This is a genomic window from Mycobacterium sp. NPDC006124 (assembly GCF_040614235.1).
In the GTDB taxonomy this organism is placed as follows: Bacteria; Actinomycetota; Actinomycetes; order Mycobacteriales; family Mycobacteriaceae; genus Mycobacterium.
In genome coordinates this window covers 118,386-136,458 of sequence record NZ_JBEXUA010000002.1, presented here as the reverse complement: position 1 = coordinate 136,458, position 18,073 = coordinate 118,386, and the positions used below count along the sequence as shown (strand labels likewise).

Below are 18,073 nucleotides of genomic sequence, written 5' to 3'. Positions count from 1 at the left end.
AGCAATGACACGTCTGGACGGTGCGCTGGGCATCGCACTATTCGACGACCAGTACATCCAAGACCCCTACCCGCTCTATGAGCGGATGCACGCAGAAGGTTCGGTCCACCGGATCGGTGACACCGGCTTCTACGCCGTGACCGGATGGGACACCGTCACCGAAGCGGTGACGCGGTGTGAGGACTTCTCCTCGAATCTGACCGGGACCATGGTGCGTGAGGCTGATGGCGCAGTGGGCATGTTCCCCATCGGTGAACTCGGTGGCCCGACGCAGGCCCTTGCCACTGCCGACGATCCCGCGCATGCCGTGCACCGCAAGGCGCTGATCCCACAATTGGCGGCCAGGCGCATCCGTGCCATCGAGCCGTTCATCGCCGAAACGTCCACCCGCATCTGGGAGAGCGGCGTGCAAAGTGGTCACATCGAATGGATGGCGGCGATGGCGAACCGGCTGCCCATGATGATCGTCGGGCGGATCATCGGCGTCCCCGATGAGGACGTCGACGAGCTGATCCGGTGGGGTTACGGCGCAACGCAATTCGTGGAGGGTCTGGTCAGCCAAGAGCAACTCAGTGCAGGCGGTGCGGCGGTCACCGAACTCAGCTGCTACATCGCCGAGCAGTTCCACCGCGCCACTTGCAGCCCTGGGGACGATCTGCTGGGCGACCTCGCCGCCGCGTGCGCCACCGGTGAACTCAGCGAGTCCGCCGCGCACATGATGATGATCACCCTGTTCAGCGCCGGTGGTGAGTCCACCGCTTCGTTGATCGGCTCGGCTGCATGGATCCTGGCGACCCACCCTGCGATCCAAGGGCAGGTCCGAGAGCAGCCGGAACTGCTCGGTGCATTCTTGGAAGAAGTGCTGCGCTACGAGCCGCCGTTTCGAGGGCACTACCGACACGTCCTCCACGACACCGAACTGGGCGGGGTTGCGCTACGTGCCGGGTCACGTCTGCTCCTCGTGTGGGGTGCCGCCAATCGAGACCCCTCACACTTCGACGACCCCGGCCGGTTCCGGCTCGACCGCCCTGATGGCAAGGGGCACTTGACCTTCGGCAAGGGCGCACACTTCTGCGTGGGTGCCGCCCTCGCCCGGCTGGAGGCCACCGTGGTGCTCCGCCATCTGATCGAGCGCACCACCCACGTCGAGGTCGCCGAGGCGGGGCGCTGGTTGCCCAGCCTGCTGGTGCGTCGCCTCGACCACCTCGAACTGACGCTCTCCTGACGGGGCTCGCGGAGCCGATTGCTTGCCACGAACCGACCCAAGCCAAGGGCGGACTCAGCCAGGCGCCGCCGCCGGCCTCCTGTCGGGCTGCTGATCGTCGACGATGCCAACGCCCATGACGTCACGGCGGCACCCCTCGTCACGCCCAACAGGACTGCAGACCCGTACTGGCCGATCTGTTCAAGATCCAGGTCACCAGGTTTCCGAGGTTGGCCACCGGGCACGTAGAGGACGTGCGGCAAACGGTGCGAGGTTGCGTGGACTCGTCTGCCGCGAGGTGGTCCGGGATCAACACCGTGGGTTGAGACAACAGCTGCGCGGCCCGGTTTCACCGATCTCGAGTCAGAATCTGTCGATGATCTTCTCGGCGACGCTTCGCAACGGTGTGTTCTCGTTCTGAGAGACGGTCTTCAACATCTCGAAGGCTCTGGTGGCGTCGACCTCGAAGTGATTCATCAAGAGGCCCTTTGCTTGCCCGATGACGTCCCTACTGGCCAGCGCCCGTTCGATCTGCTCCTCTCGCTGTGCCGTCATGAGGGCCACCGTGGCCAACGTGGCCAGCAATGCCCCGATTGCCTCCGCGACGGGGTCCTCGACGCGGGGGTCCAGGCCGAACATGTTCGGTGCCCCCACCCCGTGTGGTGCGGTGGCCAGTTGGAACGACAGCATGCTGTGCATCCAGGTGCGCCCTGGTGCCGAGTATGCGCTTCGGCGGTGCTTAGCGGTTGATCGCGAACTTTTGGCCGTTGCGTTCGCGGCAGGCGGGGAGAAGGCGGCCGATGAAGTAGCCGTTCGCTCCGTGAAACGCGTGGCCTACGTTAGCCTTGAGTGGTCGAAGCGAGCCCAGTCCCCGCTCGCAGCTGACATCGATTGCCCGGCCACGACGCACTCAGTCGCTGAAACCACGCGACACGACAGCCGATCTCAGGGGTTCGCGCACGCCTACCCCTTGGACGGAGCCGGGCCCAGCGATGACCACGCGATCTCCCTCACCTTCGGCCGAGGATCCACACGCCCACGCCCTTGGCCGAATCACCGATGCTTCGGAGGTGCTTTCGTTGGTGGGCAATGCCCATTCCGACGGCGAAGTCCTCGCGGCCAAGGAGCAACTCGCTCGCGCCGTCGAGGCTGCACGCGGTCTCGGGATGTCATGGCAAACGATCGGCGACGCGCTCGGGATGCGGCGCGGAGCCGCCTACCAACGGTTTCGTCGACCACCGCCCCCTCGGTCGTTCGGCCTCCACGAATCGCCGATCGACGGTGTGACGGTGTTGGCGGTGCGCGGGGACCTCGACGCCGTGACCGTGCCACAGTTGGCCGACGCGATCAACAGATGCCTCGCCGACGTTCCGATGGGGCTCATCGTCGACCTCGAGGGGTTGACCTTCTTGTCCTCTGCGGGCGCCGGCATTCTCGTTGCCGGTGACGAGTCGGCCCGTTCCTTCGGGAAGCGATTCGCGGTCGCCGCGCCAAGTCCCATTGCTGACAGGACGCTGAAGATGTTGGGGGTCGACCAAGCGCTCCATTCGTACCCCACGGTCCATGCGGCAATGGTTGGACTTCATCGGGCCGACGACGCGAGACCCGATGCCCCCATGGGTGACGACGGCCAAGCCTAGGGCGGCTCGACGTCAACGGGGTTATCGACACCGCGATCGGGGAATCGTCTCAGCGTGAGCCACCCCACGAAGGACGCATTCGCCGCCGAGGTCACCCAATGGTCGGACATTCCCGGCTGGTTCCACTGGCGCGAAGGCCAGCAGGAAGCCGTCGAGGTCTTCGACGAGGGCAGCACCTTCGTCGAGGTCGGCTCCTACCTGGGGCGCAGCCTGTGCTCGCTGGCCGACGTGGTGCGCAGCTCGGGGCGAGACTTCACGGTCATCGGCGTCGACACCTGTCGCGGTAGCGGCGAGGAAGGGCTGTCAGGCGAGGACGCCCACGGGCCTGCCGTCGAATTCGGCGGCGGAACCTTCGCGGGTCTGCTGCACCGCAACGTCATCGCCTGTGGGTTCGCCGACGACGTCCACGTCTTCATCAGTTCCTCACCCAAGGCCGCCGACTTCTTCGTCGACGGTTCGTTGGCGTGGGTGCACCTCGACGCGCGGCACGACTACGACAGCGTCGCCGCCGACGTCGACGCGTGGTTGCCGAAGGTGCGCTCCGGGGGCTGGCTGTCCGGTGACGACTACGACGATCTCCTGTGGCCCGGTGTCGTCGCAGCGGTGCGCGATCGGCTTCCCGGTGCGCAGGGTTGGCTGACGGCGCAGTGGCGGTGGCTCAAGCCGTGACCTGGGCGTGAAGCCTCGCCGTCGATCCCGCGCGGGCCGACGGCGATCTCCAAGCGATCTCCACATGGTCTCCACGCAGCGGTCCTTCTCGCCGGACATGCTGGGCTGGTGCGAATCGGTCGACGGAAAACGTTGCAAGACAACGATTGCCAATCGGTTCGTCGTGCCCATGAGTGGAACGTCGAAGGAGAACCCAGCATGAACTTCGTGAAGATGACCGCACGGTTGGCGATCGCCGGAGCCGTCAGTGCCAGCGCACTCGGCCTAGGTGCCGGTGCGGCAACCGCATTGGCCGACGGCGGTCTTCACCAGGACCGGTGCTTCGGACACTTCTGCCGCCACGACCGGGGAAATGACTTCCGGTTCGACGACCGACGCTGGGACCAGCGTGGTTTCGACGACGGCCGCCGCGATCACCGCCCCTTCAACTACCGCGGCTTTCGGGCCGAACCGTTCTTCGACCGCGGACGCGGCATCTGGGGCTTCTGGTTCCTCGGCATCTTCATCCCGCTGTGACCACACCCGCCAACGACCCTCACCGCCAAAGCGCCACGTCGGAAAGGTCTTTCACGTGCATTCGCGAGGTCAGCGCCCTTTGGCGTCGTGCAGGCGTCCCAGGATCCCGGCGGTGGTCGTGAAGTCCATGCAGGCGTCGGTGACGGATTGGCCGTAGACCAGCCGCCCGCTGACGGGCTGTGAACCCGCCACCAGGAAGCTCTCGAGCATCAACCCGCTGATGCCGCACTCGCCGTCGGCGATCCGGGCGGCGATCTCGTCGGCGACGACGGCCTGCTGGACGTGGTCCTTGCCCGAGTTGGCGTGCGAGCAGTCGATCATGACGTTGCCCGGCAGACCCGCGGTGACCAGGCGCTGGATCGCCGCGGCGACGGAGCGGGCATCGTGATTCGGGCCGGAAGTCCCCCCGCGCAGGATCAGGTGGCAGTCGGGATTGCCTGCGGTCTCGACGATGGCACCGCGACCCAGATCGTCGATTCCGAAGAAGACGTGCTGCGCCGCAGCGGCATTCACGCCGTCGACGGCCGGCGCCACGCTTCCGTCGGTGCCGTTCTTGAACCCGATGGGCATCGACAGCCCGGACGCGAGCTGACGATGAATCTGGGACTCAGTGGTCCGGGCTCCGATGGCGCCCCAGGCCACCGTGTCGGCGATGTAGTGCGGGCTGGTCGGCTCGAGGAACTCACACCCCACCGCCAATCCAATCGCGCCGATGTCGAGCAGCAGCGCGCGGGCGGCACGCAGGCCCCGCTCGACGTCGTGGGTGCCGTCCATCCCGGGGTCGTTGATGAGTCCCTTCCAACCGACCGTCGTGCGGGGCTTCTCGAAGTAGACCCGCATGACGATCTTGAGGCGGTCGGCGTAGGCCTCGGCCAAGGGGGCCAGGCGATGGGCGTAGTCCAGCGCGGCCACCGGGTCGTGCACCGAGCAGGGGCCGACGACGACGAGCAGTCGGTCGTCGCGACCAGCCAGGATGTCGGCGATCTCGGCGCGGTGGCGCCGTACCGCTGCGGCGGCGCCGGGGTCCAGCGGCATGTCGGCCAGCAGTCGTTCGGGCGGCGGCACCGGCCGGAAGGAGACGATCCGCCGATCGGAGACCGGTTCGACGTCTGGGCTGGTGCTGGTGATCGTCACGGTGTGTCGGGCTTTCTCTGAGTGGTTCTCAGGGCTCACCCGTGGACGGTCCGAAGCCCTGAAATGACGAAAGCAGCGACCAAGTGGTCACTGCTGGGCTCCGGGTGGTGTGTGACGCGTCGTCCTATGACGCCCTATCGCAGGCTCCACCCGGAGCCGAGATAAAGCGCCAATAGCAGCGCGCGCCGATGTTCACGCAGACACCGTACCTCAGGATGTCCGCGGTCGTCCTCGTGGGTGGTTTCGGAAGGTCCACCGGCGGGAAGTGCTGCTGGGCCGACCATCTGCGAGGAGGCCACCATGGCGACGTCAGCCGAGGCGTCGAGCGCCCCGATCCGCAGTTTGATTCCCGCCCGCATCGACCGGTTGCCGTGGTCGCCGTTTCACACCCGGCTCGTGGTGGCCCTCGGCGTCGCCTGGATCCTCGACGGTCTGGAGATCACCGTCGCGAGCGCCGTCGCCGACACCCTCAGTCAGCCAGAGACCCTGGGCCTCTCGTCGGCCGCGGTCGGCTTCCTGGCCACGGTGTATCTGGCGGGCGAGGTCGTGGGGGCGCTGTTCTTCGGGCGACTCTCCGACAAGCTCGGCCGACGCAATCTGTTCATGGTGACGCTGGGCGTGTACCTGGTGGGCAGCGGACTCACCGCGCTGACCCTCGGCAACGGGCTCGGGTGGGTCGTGTTCCTCTACGCGACCCGCTTCATCGCCGGCATGGGCATCGGTGGCGAATACGCCGCCATCAACTCGGCCATCGACGAGTTGATCCCGGCCCGCTACCGCGGCCGCGTGGACATCGCCGTCAACGGAACCTATTGGGCGGGAGCGATCCTCGGCACCCTCGGTACGTTCGTCTTCCTCAAGTCGATGGACCTGGGCCTGGGCTGGCGGCTGGCGTTCCTGATCGGGCCGGTGCTGGGGCTCGTCATCCTGGTGGTGCGGCGGCACCTGCCCGAGAGTCCACGCTGGCAGGTGATGAACGGTCGGGTCGAGGAGGCCGAGGAGTCGATCACCTACATCGAGCACGAGGTGCAGGCCACCGGCGCCACGCTGGCGCCGGTCGACGACGCCAAGGCCATCGAGCTCAGGCCGACCCAGAAGATCGGCTACCTGGCGTTGACGCGGGTACTGTTCCGCGACTACCCAAAGCGCGCGATTCTGGGCGCCTCGCTGATGATCAGTCAGTCGTTCCTCTACAACGCGATCTTCTTCACCTACACCCTCGTGCTCGGCAAGTTCTACGGTGTGCCGTCGGAGTCGACACCGCTGTATCTGATTGCCTTCGCCGTCGGTAATCTGGCCGGGCCGTTGGCCATTGGCCACTTCTTCGACACCGTCGGCCGCCGGAAGATGATCTCGGGCACCTACGTGCTCTCGGGCGTGCTGCTGGCGGGCAGCGCGGGACTGTTCTACGCCGGGGTGCTCAACGCCGTCACCCAGACCGTGGCGTGGTGTGTGATCTTCTTCTTCGCCTCGGCGGGTGCCAGTTCGGCCTATCTGACGGTCAGCGAGATCTTCCCCCTGGAGGTGCGGGCCAAGGCGATCGCCGTATTCTTCGCCATCGCACAGTGTTTCGGCGCGCTGGGACCGGTGGTGTACGGCGCGTTGATCGGCGACGGTTCGCGGCCCGCGCTTCTGTTCGTCGGCTACCTGCTCGGCGCGGCGGTGATGATCGGGGGCGGGCTGATCGCATGGTTCCTCGCCGTCGACGCGGAGGGCAAGTCCCTCGAGGACGTCGCCACGCCGCTGGCAGCCGGTGGCGTCGACCGGCGGCGTGGGTCGGTGCGGGCCGAGGGCGCGACCCGGCCGCGGTCGCCCTAGGCGCAGACGGCTAGGCCGTCAGGTCGTCGTCGTCCCAGCCGTCGGCGTCGCGCAGCGAGGTCAGTTCGGGATTGACGGTCGTCTCGGTGCGCTGACCGCCGTGGCGGCGCGCGAGATAGACGTTCGTGGTGGCGATCGTGATGAGTTCCTCGACGACGTCGTGCGGCGGATGCCCGACCAACGTGGCCAGCGGCGCGATCACCGTGCCGATGCTCGCGGTCAACCGGTAGGGGGAGGTGCGCACGGTGTGTTGCAGACGGTCGGTCAGCACCGAGGCGTCGGTGCTGACGAACGTGTCGGCGACGAGATACTCCGATTCGCCGACGTGCGCGAGCAGGGCGTCGCGCCGCAGCGTCTCGCGCAGCCGTTGACCGATGGCCACTCTGGCCTGATTGCCGCCGGCCTCGCCACCCATGGCCGTCAGCAGCGAGAAGCTGTCGAGGCTGACGACGACGATGGCCAGGAATCGGTCGTCGTCGCGGTCTCGGGTGACGATGGTCGCGATGCGGTCGGAGAACGCGTCCCGCGTCAGCAGCCCGGTCAGTGGTTCGAGTTCGCCGTAGTGAACGTCGTTGTCGACCAACCGCACCACGGTGCGGCAGCAGAACGCGACGAACGCGTTGACGATGGCGAAGAGCAAGATCACCGCCACGGCGACCTCGGGTTTGAAGCCCTCCAGGCGCACCGAGAGCACCAGGAGTGTGCTGAGGCCGACGAACCAGGTGTAGGCCAGCAGCCACCCCGCGTGGAACATCGCGGTGAACGCCGACACGACGACGAACGCCGTGGCCCCGACCATCCCAATCGCGGGATGGGACTCGATGAGACAGCCGACGACGACCATGATGCTGCCGCCCAGGACGCACACCTGAGACTGCCGCCGGGAGGGCCAACTCGACCGCAGCCAGATCGAGGCCATCGCGACGCTGAGCGCGAACACCACGACGGCGACCGAGCGGTCGCGGGTGCCCGTCGGGCCGAGCTCCCCGAACATCAACAGCATCGGCATGGCGCCGCACGCGACGATGTTGGCCGCAGTCAGTCGGCAGGCGGCGCGCTGCAAGCCCTGGGCCGCCAGCAGTGAGGTGATCCAGTAGTAGCGATCCTCGGAGTGGAACCGCCGCCGAGCCAAGGCCAGCACGGTCGGACTCACGTGGGCGGACCGACGCGTGAGCCGCGGGCAGCTAACTCACGGGAAAGGCCAGGTAGCACGCCGGGAACAGTAACCGAAATTTCCATGTCGGTGGTGGCAGTCGGGGATGCTGGCCTAGCGTGGGGGAGTGACGGCAGACCGTGACCTACTGGATGGCCTTCTGGATGACTTCCTGGATCCCTCCGCCTACGAGCCCGACATCGCCGATCCGGTCGAACTTCGTGAGCACCGCAAGCGCCGTCTCGTCTTGGCGTACCGGGTGTTTGGCGCCATGGGGTGGGGCTCACTCGGCGACGGTCACGTCTCGGCGCGCGACCCGGAGCAGCCGGACTGCTTCTGGCTGGCCCGCTACGGCGTCCCGTTTCGCACGATGACCGTCGACGATCTGGTGCTCGTTCGACCCGACGGCTCGGTCTCCGGCGGCGGGTTCATCAACGTGGCCGCCTTTCACATCCATGCCCCACTGCACGAGGCTCGGCCCGACGTCGTCTCGGCAGCCCACTGCCACACGCCCTACGGAACGCCGTTCTCGGCCACCGTCACCAAACTCGCGGCGATCTCACAGGAGGCGTGTGCGTTTCACGACGACCACGAGATCTTCGACGACGAGGAAGTCAGCATCGCCTCGCTCGACGGCGGCAAGCGCATCGCGGCGGCCCTCGGTGGCGCGCGGGCCGTGATCCTGCGCAACCACGGCCTGCTGACGGTGGGCGCCACCGTCGATTCGGCGGTGGGCTTCTTCCTCCTGATGGAGCGGTGCGCCGAGGTTCAGGTGAAGGCGCGCGACGCCGTGCCGATCAGCGCCGAGTCGGCGAGCCGCGTGCACGCGGAGTTCGACGAGGCAGCCGGGTGGCAGGTGTTCCAGTGGGCACGCCGCACGTACGTGCCCGCCGGTTAGCGTCCGAGCTTCTCGCGGAGCGAGTCGATGGCGAACCGGGCGATCGACACCGGCCGGAATGCCCGCGCGGCGGCGGTCAGCGCGTTGCGGCTCTCCATGCTCAGGTCGAGATCGGCTGCGGCGACGTTGAATTCGAGCTGCTCGACGCTGGACGCGCCCGGGATGGCCACCACGCCGGGCAGGCTGATCAGCCAGGCCAGCGCGACCTGTGCGGGTTTGGCGTCGAGGTCGGCGGCGACCTCGCGCAACGTGTTCAACAGCGGTTGCACCCGCCGCAGGTTCTCGGTGCCGAAGAGCGGGTTGGTCATCCGCACTCCGCCGGGGCGGTTGTCGGGACCGTACTTGCCGCCGAGCAGACCCTGTGCGAGCGGGCTGTAGGCCATCACCATCCGGTTCTCGCGCTCGGCGAACGGGACCAGGTCGGCCAGCGGTCCGGGGTGGGCTAGGGAGAAGTGCACCTGATTGCTGACCACGGGTGTGCCCACCGCGGCGTCGGCCTTGCGCCATCGGTCCAGTGAATAGTTCGACACCCCGACCGCGCCGATCACGCCGTCGTCGAGCAGGGATCTCATGCCGGGCATGATCACCGAGTCGGGTACCACGGGGTTGGCCTGGTGTACCTGGTAGAGCGGAATCTTCTGCAGTCCCAGCCGTTCGGCGCTGGCGCGGGCCCGTTGCCGAACCACGGGCGGAAACGGGGCGACGGGGAAGACCTTGCTGGCGACGACGACGTCGGCGCGTTCATCTCCGAGGGCCTCGCCGAGGATGCGCTCGCTCTTGCCGAAGCCGTACACCTCGGCGGTGTCGAACAGCGTCACCCCGAGGGCCCTGGCGCGAGCCACGATGTCACGTGCGGCGCCGGCGGCGTAGTCGTCGCCGTACCCCCACTCCTTGGCGCCGAACTGCCACGTGCCCAACCCGATGCGGCTGACCGGGCCTAGCCCGTCGACCTCGAGGAACTTCATGCCCCTACGGTACGGGCGTCACCTCGCCGGTGGGTTGGGCGACCAAGCCGGCGGCGGTCGCCGAGGTGAGCGCGCGTTGCCAGTTGAGCTCCGCGACGACCATCACGCCGAGTCCGACGGCGACGGCGAGCAGTGAGGCGATCATGGCTCCAGCGTGCTGGGGCAAGGTAATGAGCGGTGAAGCGCCGCCTGTGAACTCCCTTTGAAACCGTCGCGACGCGGCTCAGTCCTCCTTGCGGATCAACCGCATCAGCGCCTCGCGGTCGGGCGCCAGCAACTCGTCGATGCGCGGCTGGTTGACGTCGGCCACCACGATCTCGCCGACGTCCTCACCGACGTTGCTGAAGATCCCATGGGACTTCATCTTCTCGGTTTGGTAGACGTTGTCCTCGGTCGGCGTGACGTAGTACACCGCGTCGGCCTTGAACCGGTTGATCAGCCAGAGGTGAACCAGCGTCATGAGCCGCTTTTGGCGCAGGTGCTCGGCGAAGGTGTTCTGGTCGCGCACCGTGAGGATGCTGCGGCCGTTGCGGTCCTTGATGGGGTCGACGAGCACGTTGGCCAGCTTCTCCTCACCGTCGCCGTAGATGCCCAGCTCGAGCACTTCGCCACCGGCCCGCAGCGGGCGGAACTGGATGCGCAGGTTCTCGCCGAGCTGGTAGTGCTCTCCCCACAGCGCCAGCCAGTCCTCCAGAAGTTTCTTCGGCACCTCGGTCTGCACCAGGTGCTGATGCTGCGTGGATCCCTTGCCCATCGACTTCGTGGTCGCGGTGCGCCCCGAGGACGCCGCCAGAGCGGCGTCGCTGCGCGGACCGCCGACCAGGGTCTGGGGGGTTCGGTAGGGCGACTCGACGAGGCGCATCTTGCGTTGCAGGCGGGCCAGCGCCAGCATGCCGTCCTGCCGCAGTGCGGTGGCGAACTCCTCGGCTGCGACGCCGTCGATCTGATGGCCGCCGTAGGTCATGAAGTTGAAGACGAAGCCCATCTTCCCGATCTCCTCGGGGAAGGCGCGCATCTCGTCGTCGGTCATGCCCGTGGTGTCCCAGTTGAACGACGGCGACAGGTTGTAGGCCATCATCTTGTCGGGGTAGACGGCGCGGATCGCGCGGGCGAACTCGCGGGCGTCGGCCAGATCCGCGGTCTTGGTCTCCATCCATAGGATGTCGGCGAACGGCGCCGCGGCCAACGACTTGGCGATCGCATACGGAATTCCGCCGCGCACCTGGTAGTAGCCCTCCGGCGTCTTGGCGCGTTCGCAGTCCCACGGCACGTCGGTGCCCAGCTCCCTGGCCTTCTCGCGCGCCGCGTAGAGCGAGGCGTCCTTGGCGAAGTCGCGCCACTGGTCGGCGGTCATCGCCGGCGGCTCGCCCTCGCGCTCGCGGAACGCCACCATCTCGGCGACGGCCTCGCCGTAGGTCTCGAGCCCCGCGTCGGCCTGCCAGGCGTCGACGAACTTCGACTCGACGCCGTCGAACAGGTCGTCGACGGAGGTCTGCTCGCCCTTCGCCCAGGATGCCGCGGCCTCCGTGACCACCGCGGCGATGCCGTTGCGTTCCAGCCACGCGTCGGCGGCCGCGTATTCGCCCTCGGGCAGGGCGTAGAGCAGGTGGCCCCGTAGATCGGTGACACCCTGCTGATGAAGGCTGCGCATGAGGGCCAGGAAGCAGGCCTTGTAGGGCGGCACCTTCAGGTTCGTCGCGCCGAGCAGGAACGGCTGGTCGCGTTCGTCTGCGCGACTGTCGATCAAATTGGCGGCCTCGGCGTCGGTGCGGGCGACGATGATGCCGGGCACCCGCATGATGTCGAGTTGGAAGCGCGCGGTGTTCAGGCGCTTGATCTGCTCGTCCGACGGCACCAGCACCTTGCCGCCCTGATGGCCACACTTCTTGGTGCCGGGCCGCTGATCCTCGATGTGATAGCCGGGCACGCCAGCCTCGACGAAGCGGCGGATCAGGTTGCGCACGTGCGGATCGCCACCGTGGCCGGTGTCGGCGTCGGCGATGATGAACGGCCGGTAGTCCACCGCCGGCGTGGCCGCTCGTTGCGCGTCGGTCATCTTCAGCCGCAGGTACTGCTGGTTGCGGTCGGCGGTCAGCAGCGCCCGCACCAGCCCGGCCGCTTCGTCGGGGACTTGGCTCAGCGGGTAGCTCGCGAGGTCGGGGCCGGGGTCCTCGCTGATGGAGCCCTTCGCCGAGGTGGCCCAGCCGCCGAGGTAGATGCCCTCGATGCCCATGCGCTTGATCGTGACGGCCTGACCCGGGGAGTACGGGCCGAACGTCGTGATGCTCTTCTGCGCCGACGCGAGCTCGCGGAGGCGGTCGTAGAAGGCGGCGGCCGCCGCGCGCGCCACGGGGTAGTCACAGGCGATGGTGCCGCGCTGCTCGGCCACCTGACGCGCCGTGTACAGCCGGACGATCCCCTCGAAGCGCGGACTGTCGAAGTAGCTCTGCGTCGCCGCGACGTCGTCGTCGAACGACGAGCTGGTCTGGACGTCCGGATCGGTCATCGTCATGCGTCAATGCTCCTCGTCGAGCGGTCTGCCGGTGATGGTGCGAGTGTATGGCGCTGCCACGCCTGAGCAGCTTCGATTCGCGATCTCAGGGGTCTCGTGCGGACCTCACAGGTTCACCGACGGTCAGCCTGTCTAACTAGCAGTGTGACAACGACATTGGAACTGCCCGTCCCGACGAGTGACGAACCCGCCGACGCGACCCCGCCGCGGCGGCGCTGGGACCGCATCGGGTTCGGCGTCCTCTTGCTGTTCACGGCGGCCACCTACCTCTGGAACATCACCGTCAACGGGATGGCCAACCAGTTCTACGCGGCCGCGGCCCAGGCCGGGTCGAAGAACTGGGAGGCCCTGTTCTTCGGGTCCCTGGACACCCAGAACTTCATGACGGTCGACAAGCCCCCGGTGTCCCAGTGGGTGATGGGACTGTCCGGTCAGATCTTCGGCTTCAGCAGTGCCAGCATGCTGATCCCCGAGGCGCTGATGGCCGTGGCGACGGTGGCACTGCTGTACGCGGCGGTCCGCCGGATCAGTGGCCCCAACGCGGCGTTGCTCGCCGGCTTCGCCTTCGCGCTGACACCCGTGGCGGCGCTGATGTTCCGGTTCAACAACCCGGACGCCGTCATGGTCCTGCTGATGACGGCGGCGGTGTATTGCGCGGTGCGTTCGCTCGAACGGGCCGGCGCCACGTGGATCGCACTGGCCGGCGTCGCGCTCGGATTTGCGTTCCTGGCCAAGATGCTCGAGGGCATCATGGTCATGCCGGCGATCGGTCTGATGTACCTGATCGCCGCGCCCACCAGCTTCGGCCGGCGGGTGCTGCACCTGCTGGGCGCGCTCGGTGCCTTCCTGATCTCGGCGGGCTGGTTCGTTCTGCTCACCCTGCTCTGGCCGGCGTCGTCGCGGCCCTACCTGGCCGGTTCGACGGACGACAACTTCATGAACCTGGTGCTGGGATACAACGGCTTCGGCCGTGTCCTGGGTAAGACCGGCAAGATGTTCGAGCCCAACCCCGTGGTGGGTGCGGCAGCGGAGACGCCGTTCGAGGTCGGCCACGGGCACCACGGCGGGTTCGCCGGATTTGGGCACGACTCCGGCGGGCTGACCCGGTTGTTCTCCGGCGAGTTCGGGTTCGAGATCAGCTGGTTGCTGCCGGCCGCGTTGATCGCCTTGGTGCTGGTGTTCGCGCTGCGCGGCCGTGCGCCCCGCACCGACGTGGTCCGCGCGGGCGCGATCGTCTTCGGCGCCTGGATGCTGGTCGACGGGCTGGTGCTCAGCTACATGAAGACCATGGTCCACCCCTACTACAGCCTGTCCTTCGCCCCGGCCATTTGCGCGATGGTGGCGATCGGCGGTGCTCAGGCCTGGGCTCGGCGCGACTCCTGGCTGGGGCGCGGGGGTCTGGTCGCGATGATCCTGGGTACGGGCGTCTGGGGTTGGTGGCTGCTCGGCCGCAACGCCGGCTGGTTCCCGGCCATGCGGTGGTCGATCCTCGCCGTGACGGTGGTCGCAGCGGTGGCGCTGCTGGTGACCGCCGGTGCGCCGACGCGGCGACGGCTCGCGGCCGGGGCGCTGGCCGTCGGCATGCTCGGCGCCGTCTTCGGCACCGCCGCCTACTCGTTCGCGACGGTCGGTCAGCCGCATGAGGGCGGAATGCCACTCGTCGGTCCGGCCACACCGGATGGCGGGCACGGCGGCTGGGGCCAGGAGGTCGACGACGCTCGGCTCGACGCGATGCTCGAGGCGACGCACACCGACTTCTCGGCGGCGATCAACCGGTCGAGTGCGGCCGCGGCCCTCGAGTTGTCTACCAACACCGCGGTGATGGCCATCGGCGGGTTCGGCGGCAGCGACCCGGCGCCCACCCTCGGGGAGTTCGAGCAGGACGTCGCCAACCACCGGATCGGCTACTACATCACGCCGAAGGACGACCACCGCCCCGGCGGCTTCGGCGGCCGCTCGGCCCACGCCGACATCGCGACGTGGGTGGCCGCGCACTTCACCCCGACGACCGTCGGATCCGACATCGTGTACGACCTCACCGCACCCGCGAAGTGAGGACGCCCGTTTTCGGGTAGCCCGGCGGCGCGGCCTCAGTAGGATGCCTCGCATGCCATTAGCCGACGGGTCGACGTTCGCCGGTTACGTCATCGTGCGAATGCTGGGTTCCGGCGCCATGGGCGAGGTCTACCTGGCGCAGCACCCGAGGCTGCCTCGGCAGGACGCGCTGAAGGTAATGGCGCAGTCGGTGTCGAGCGACGACGAGTACCGGGAGCGGTTCAACCGCGAGGCGCAGAACGTCGCCACGCTGTGGCACCAGAACATCGTCGCCGTGCACGACCGCGGCGAGGACGAGGGCCGGCTGTGGATCGCGATGGACTACGTGGAGGGCACCGACGCCGGGCAGCTGCTGCAGGAGAAGGACTATCGCAGCGGGATGCCGCCGGCCGACGTCGTCCGCATCGTCGGCGCCGTCGCCGACGCACTGGACTACGCCCATCAGCGCCAGCTGCTGCACCGCGACGTCAAGCCCGCCAACATCCTGCTGGCCAACTTGGACTCCGAACGCTGGCGAGCCCTGCTGGCGGACTTCGGGATTGCCCGCCGGGTCGACGACTCCAGTGGGCTGACCGAGACGAACATGGCGGTCGGCACGGTCGCCTACGCCGCTCCCGAACAGTTGATGGGCCAGACGCTCGACGGCCGAGCTGACCAGTATTCGCTGGCCGCAACGGCTTTCGAGTTGCTGACCGGAACGCACATGTTCCTCGACCGCAATCCTGCCGTCGTCATCAGCCGGCACGTGAGCGCCCCGCCCCCGGCGATCACCGAACGCAAACCCGAACTGGCCGAGCTGGAGCCGGTTCTGGCCAAGGCGTTGGCGAAGTCGCCGGCAGACCGTTACGACACCTGCACCGAATTCGCGAGCGCACTGTCCCGGCGGGTCAACGGCACCGGGAGCTTCGCCGACGTGGGCGACACGGTGTTGGCGAGCCGCTTCGGGTCGCCCGCGTCCTCCGCAGGCGGCACCCGCGGCCGGAAGTGGTGGCTCGGGGTGGCCGCCGCGGTCGTGGTCGGGCTGCTGTTGATCGGGGGCGTCGTCACCGGCATCGTCATCGCCCGCGACCAGAGTTCGCGGGTCGCTTCGGCGGCGCCGTCGACGCCCGCGATGCCCGTCGTGCTCGTCGGCGCGGACTGCGAAGTGCTCGGCGCCGCAGGCGTTTCCGACACCGGCCAGAAGGCATACTGCGCGCGGCTGCCCCCGGCCAACACGATCATGTGGTCACTGGTCTCGGGCGTCGTCCCGTCCCCGACGGTCACCCCCGGACCCGGTGACGAGGTCTATCCCGACGGCATCGAGGAGCAGGTGCGCGTCTGCGTCCAGCAGACGCGCGAGACGCGGGCGGAGTGCCGCGAGGACGTGCGGCGCGGCAATTTGTACGGACCCGCCTGAGCGGAAACGCTCACTCGAGTGGGCCGAGGACGCCTTCGGCCGCGCGGACCAGGGCGCCCGAGCGGGCCAGTCCGACGGCGGCGGCGATCTCCGGCGCCAGGAAGCGATCCGGGCCGGGGCCTTCGACCCGTTCGCGCAGCGCGGCGATGACCGCACCGGTGGCCGGTGAGGGCGTCAGCGGTCGGCGCATGTCCAATCCCCTTGCGGCGGTCAGTACTTCGATCGCCAGCACGGTGGTCAGCCCGTCGACCGCGCGGCGCAGCTTACGGGCGGCCGACCACCCCATGGAGACGTGGTCCTCCTGCATCGCCGACGACGGGATCGAGTCCGCGCTGGCCGGGGTGGCCAGCCGCTTGAGTTCGGAGACGATGCCGGCCTGGGTGTACTGCGCGATCATGTGCCCGCTGTCGACGCCGGGATCGTGGGCGAGGAACGGGTTGAGCCCGTGGCTGCGGTTGACGTCGAGGAAGCGGTCGGTGCGCCGCTCGCTGATGCTGGCCACGTCGGCCACGACGATCGCCAGGAAGTCCAGCGCGTAGGCGACGGGCGCGCCGTGGAAGTTGCCGTTGGACTCCACCCGACCGTCGAGGGTGACGACGGGATTGTCGATGACGCTGGCGAGTTCGCGTTCGGCGACGGTGCGGGCGTGGGCGGCGGTGTCGCGGGCCGCGCCGGCGACCTGGGGCGCGCAACGCAACGAGTAGGCGTCCTGCACTCGGGTGCAGTCCGGGGTCTGGTGGCTGGCGACGATCGCGGAACCCGCGAGCAGGCGGGTCATGTTGGCTGCGGCCGCGGCCTGGCCGGGATGGGGGCGCAGCTGCTGCAGGTCGGCGGCGAAGACACGGTCGGTGCCGAGCTGTCCTTCGACGCTCATGGCGGCTGCGACGTCGGCCAAGCGAAGCAGGTCCTCGAGGTCGGCCAGCGCCAGCACCAGTTGACCGAGCATTCCGTCGGTGCCGTTGATGAGGGCCAGGCCCTCCTTCTCGGCCAGAGTGACGGGGGTCAGGCCGTGCTCGGCGAGAGCGTGCGCCGAGGGTTTGATCTCACCGGTGCGGGTGCGCACGTACCCTTCGCCCATGACCGAGAGTGCCACGTGCGCAAGCGGTGCCAGGTCTCCGGAGCAGCCGAGGCTGCCGTACTCGTGCACCACCGGGGTCAGCCCGGCCGAGAGCAGGTCGGCGTAGGCCTGGGCGGTGTCGCGTCGCACGCCGGTGCGGCCCGTGGCCAGCGTCGAGAGTCGCAACAGCATCATGGCGCGGATGACCTCGCGCTCGACCTCCGGGCCCGATCCCGCGGCGTGCGAACGGATCAGGCTGCGCTGCAGCTGGGTACGGCTCTGTTGAGGAATGTGGCGCGTCGCCAGCGCACCGAAGCCGGTCGAGACGCCGTAGACGGGCGTGGGATCGTTGGCCAGCGCCTCGATGATGTCGCGGCTGGCGCCAATGGCCGCGGCGGCCTCCTCCGACAGCGTGACCGCGGCGTCCTCGCGGGCGACTGCCACCACGTCGCCGAAGCTGACCGGTCCTATCCCGACGGTCACGGTCATGGGTCGCGGTTCTCCTTCTGCGGGGGACACGGAGGTTCTGGCTAGCCCACCGTAGTCTCCCCGCTTGGGGGCTTGGTCGCGATCAGGCCGGGGTAGCCCGGCACCGCTCGCAGAGTCCCCAGAACGTGACCTCGGCCTCTCGAACCTGAAACCCGCTGTCGTCGGCGGGGGTCAGACACGGCGCCCGTCCGACCGTGCAGTCGACGTCGCGTACCGACCCGCATGCGTCGCAGACCAGATGGTGATGGTTGTCGCCGGTGCGACGTTCGTAGAGCGCAGCCGAGCCCGCCGGTTCGAACCGGCGGATGAGGCCGACGCGAGTCAGGTCGTTGAGCACCATGTAGACGGCCTGCGGTGACGTGCCGGGCAGGCCTGCGGAAATCAATGCGTAGACGGTCTCCGCCGTCGAGTGGGGTGCGGACTCTAGTGCGCCGAGGACGGCGAGGCGACCCGACGTCGCCCGCAGCGCGACATCGCGCAACTCCTGCTTGTGGCGGCTGGTCGCGTCATCCATGGCTGCAGCTTAGCATGACCTAACCAATATACTGAGTTAGTGCTTATATTGAC

16 protein-coding genes are annotated in these 18,073 nt (G+C 68.2%); 8 read left to right on the top strand and 8 right to left on the bottom strand.

Annotated features, from left to right (window positions below; translation table 11 throughout):
- Positions 1–4 precede the first annotated feature (4 nt).
- On the top strand, positions 5–1,225 hold the full coding sequence (locus ABZ195_RS04305) for a cytochrome P450 (RefSeq protein ID WP_355215217.1): 1,221 nt from the start codon (positions 5–7) through the stop codon (positions 1,223–1,225).
- Positions 1,226–1,567: 342 nt separating this feature from the next.
- On the opposite strand, the gene ABZ195_RS04300 is transcribed toward ABZ195_RS04305, so the two are convergent.
- Entirely contained in the window at positions 1,568–1,903 is a 336-nt protein-coding gene (locus ABZ195_RS04300) for an ANTAR domain-containing protein (protein WP_355215215.1), read from the bottom strand.
- A 371-nt stretch (positions 1,904–2,274) separates the two neighbouring features.
- Between ABZ195_RS04300 and ABZ195_RS04295 the strand changes: the two genes are divergently transcribed.
- The 3 genes from ABZ195_RS04295 (at position 2,275) to ABZ195_RS04285 (ending at position 4,029) form a co-directional block, all read left to right on the top strand.
- Positions 2,275–2,844, top strand: a complete 570-nt coding sequence (locus tag ABZ195_RS04295) for an STAS domain-containing protein (protein WP_355215213.1) — start codon at positions 2,275–2,277, stop codon at positions 2,842–2,844.
- Between the two features lie 54 nt (positions 2,845–2,898).
- The gene (locus ABZ195_RS04290; RefSeq protein WP_355215211.1) at positions 2,899–3,513 is read left to right on the top strand and encodes a class I SAM-dependent methyltransferase; all 615 of its coding nucleotides are present in this window, start codon (positions 2,899–2,901) and stop codon (positions 3,511–3,513) included.
- A 198-nt stretch (positions 3,514–3,711) separates the two neighbouring features.
- Entirely contained in the window at positions 3,712–4,029 is a 318-nt protein-coding gene (locus tag ABZ195_RS04285; RefSeq protein WP_355215209.1) for a hypothetical protein, read from the top strand.
- A 69-nt stretch (positions 4,030–4,098) separates the two neighbouring features.
- Here ABZ195_RS04285 and ABZ195_RS04280 read toward each other — a convergent pair whose 3' ends face one another.
- Positions 4,099–5,163 carry a 3-deoxy-7-phosphoheptulonate synthase gene (locus ABZ195_RS04280; protein WP_355215207.1) on the bottom strand — a complete coding sequence of 355 codons (1,065 nt, stop codon included), beginning with the start codon at positions 5,161–5,163 and terminating at the stop codon, positions 4,099–4,101.
- 300 nt (positions 5,164–5,463) lie between these two features.
- Here ABZ195_RS04280 and ABZ195_RS04275 point away from each other — a divergent pair, with 300 nt between their 5' ends.
- Positions 5,464–6,981: an MFS transporter gene (locus tag ABZ195_RS04275; RefSeq protein ID WP_355215205.1), complete on the top strand. Its 1,518-nt coding sequence runs from the start codon at positions 5,464–5,466 to the stop codon at positions 6,979–6,981.
- Between the two features lie 10 nt (positions 6,982–6,991).
- On the opposite strand, the gene ABZ195_RS04270 is transcribed toward ABZ195_RS04275, so the two are convergent.
- Positions 6,992–8,134 (bottom strand): GGDEF domain-containing protein, encoded by a 1,143-nt coding sequence (locus ABZ195_RS04270; RefSeq protein WP_355215203.1) that lies wholly within the window; start codon positions 8,132–8,134, stop codon positions 6,992–6,994.
- A gap of 127 nt (positions 8,135–8,261) precedes the next feature.
- Here ABZ195_RS04270 and ABZ195_RS04265 point away from each other — a divergent pair, with 127 nt between their 5' ends.
- Positions 8,262–9,032, top strand: a complete 771-nt coding sequence (locus ABZ195_RS04265; RefSeq protein WP_355215201.1) for a class II aldolase/adducin family protein — start codon at positions 8,262–8,264, stop codon at positions 9,030–9,032.
- Here ABZ195_RS04265 and ABZ195_RS04260 read toward each other — a convergent pair.
- The 3 genes from ABZ195_RS04260 to aceA all read right to left on the bottom strand — a co-directional run bounded on the left by ABZ195_RS04260 (position 9,029) and on the right by aceA (position 12,509).
- Positions 9,029–9,997 (bottom strand): aldo/keto reductase, encoded by a 969-nt coding sequence (locus ABZ195_RS04260; RefSeq protein ID WP_355215199.1) that lies wholly within the window; start codon positions 9,995–9,997, stop codon positions 9,029–9,031. The two genes, ABZ195_RS04265 and ABZ195_RS04260, sit on opposite strands and share 4 nt — an antisense overlap.
- 4 nt (positions 9,998–10,001) lie before the next feature.
- Entirely contained in the window at positions 10,002–10,142 is a 141-nt protein-coding gene (locus ABZ195_RS04255) for a hypothetical protein (RefSeq protein ID WP_355215197.1), read from the bottom strand.
- Between the two features lie 78 nt (positions 10,143–10,220).
- On the bottom strand, positions 10,221–12,509 hold the full coding sequence (aceA, locus tag ABZ195_RS04250) for an isocitrate lyase ICL2 (RefSeq protein ID WP_355215196.1): 2,289 nt from the start codon (positions 12,507–12,509) through the stop codon (positions 10,221–10,223).
- A gap of 144 nt (positions 12,510–12,653) precedes the next feature.
- On the opposite strand from aceA, the gene ABZ195_RS04245 reads away from it, so the two are divergent.
- Both ABZ195_RS04245 and ABZ195_RS04240 read left to right on the top strand, forming a co-directional pair.
- Positions 12,654–14,564, top strand: coding sequence for a glycosyltransferase family 39 protein (locus ABZ195_RS04245; RefSeq protein WP_355215194.1), 1,911 nt, complete (start codon positions 12,654–12,656; stop codon positions 14,562–14,564).
- Between the two features lie 52 nt (positions 14,565–14,616).
- Positions 14,617–15,960: a serine/threonine-protein kinase gene (locus ABZ195_RS04240; RefSeq protein ID WP_355215192.1), complete on the top strand. Its 1,344-nt coding sequence runs from the start codon at positions 14,617–14,619 to the stop codon at positions 15,958–15,960.
- Positions 15,961–15,970: 10 nt separating this feature from the next.
- On the opposite strand, the gene hutH is transcribed toward ABZ195_RS04240, so the two are convergent.
- Positions 15,971–17,506 carry a histidine ammonia-lyase gene (gene hutH, locus ABZ195_RS04235; RefSeq protein ID WP_355215191.1) on the bottom strand — a complete coding sequence of 512 codons (1,536 nt, stop codon included), beginning with the start codon at positions 17,504–17,506 and terminating at the stop codon, positions 15,971–15,973.
- Between the two features lie 82 nt (positions 17,507–17,588).
- Complete coding sequence (locus tag ABZ195_RS04230; RefSeq protein ID WP_355215189.1) at positions 17,589–18,020, bottom strand: Fur family transcriptional regulator; 432 nt, start codon at positions 18,018–18,020, stop codon at positions 17,589–17,591.
- Positions 18,021–18,073 lie beyond the last annotated feature (53 nt).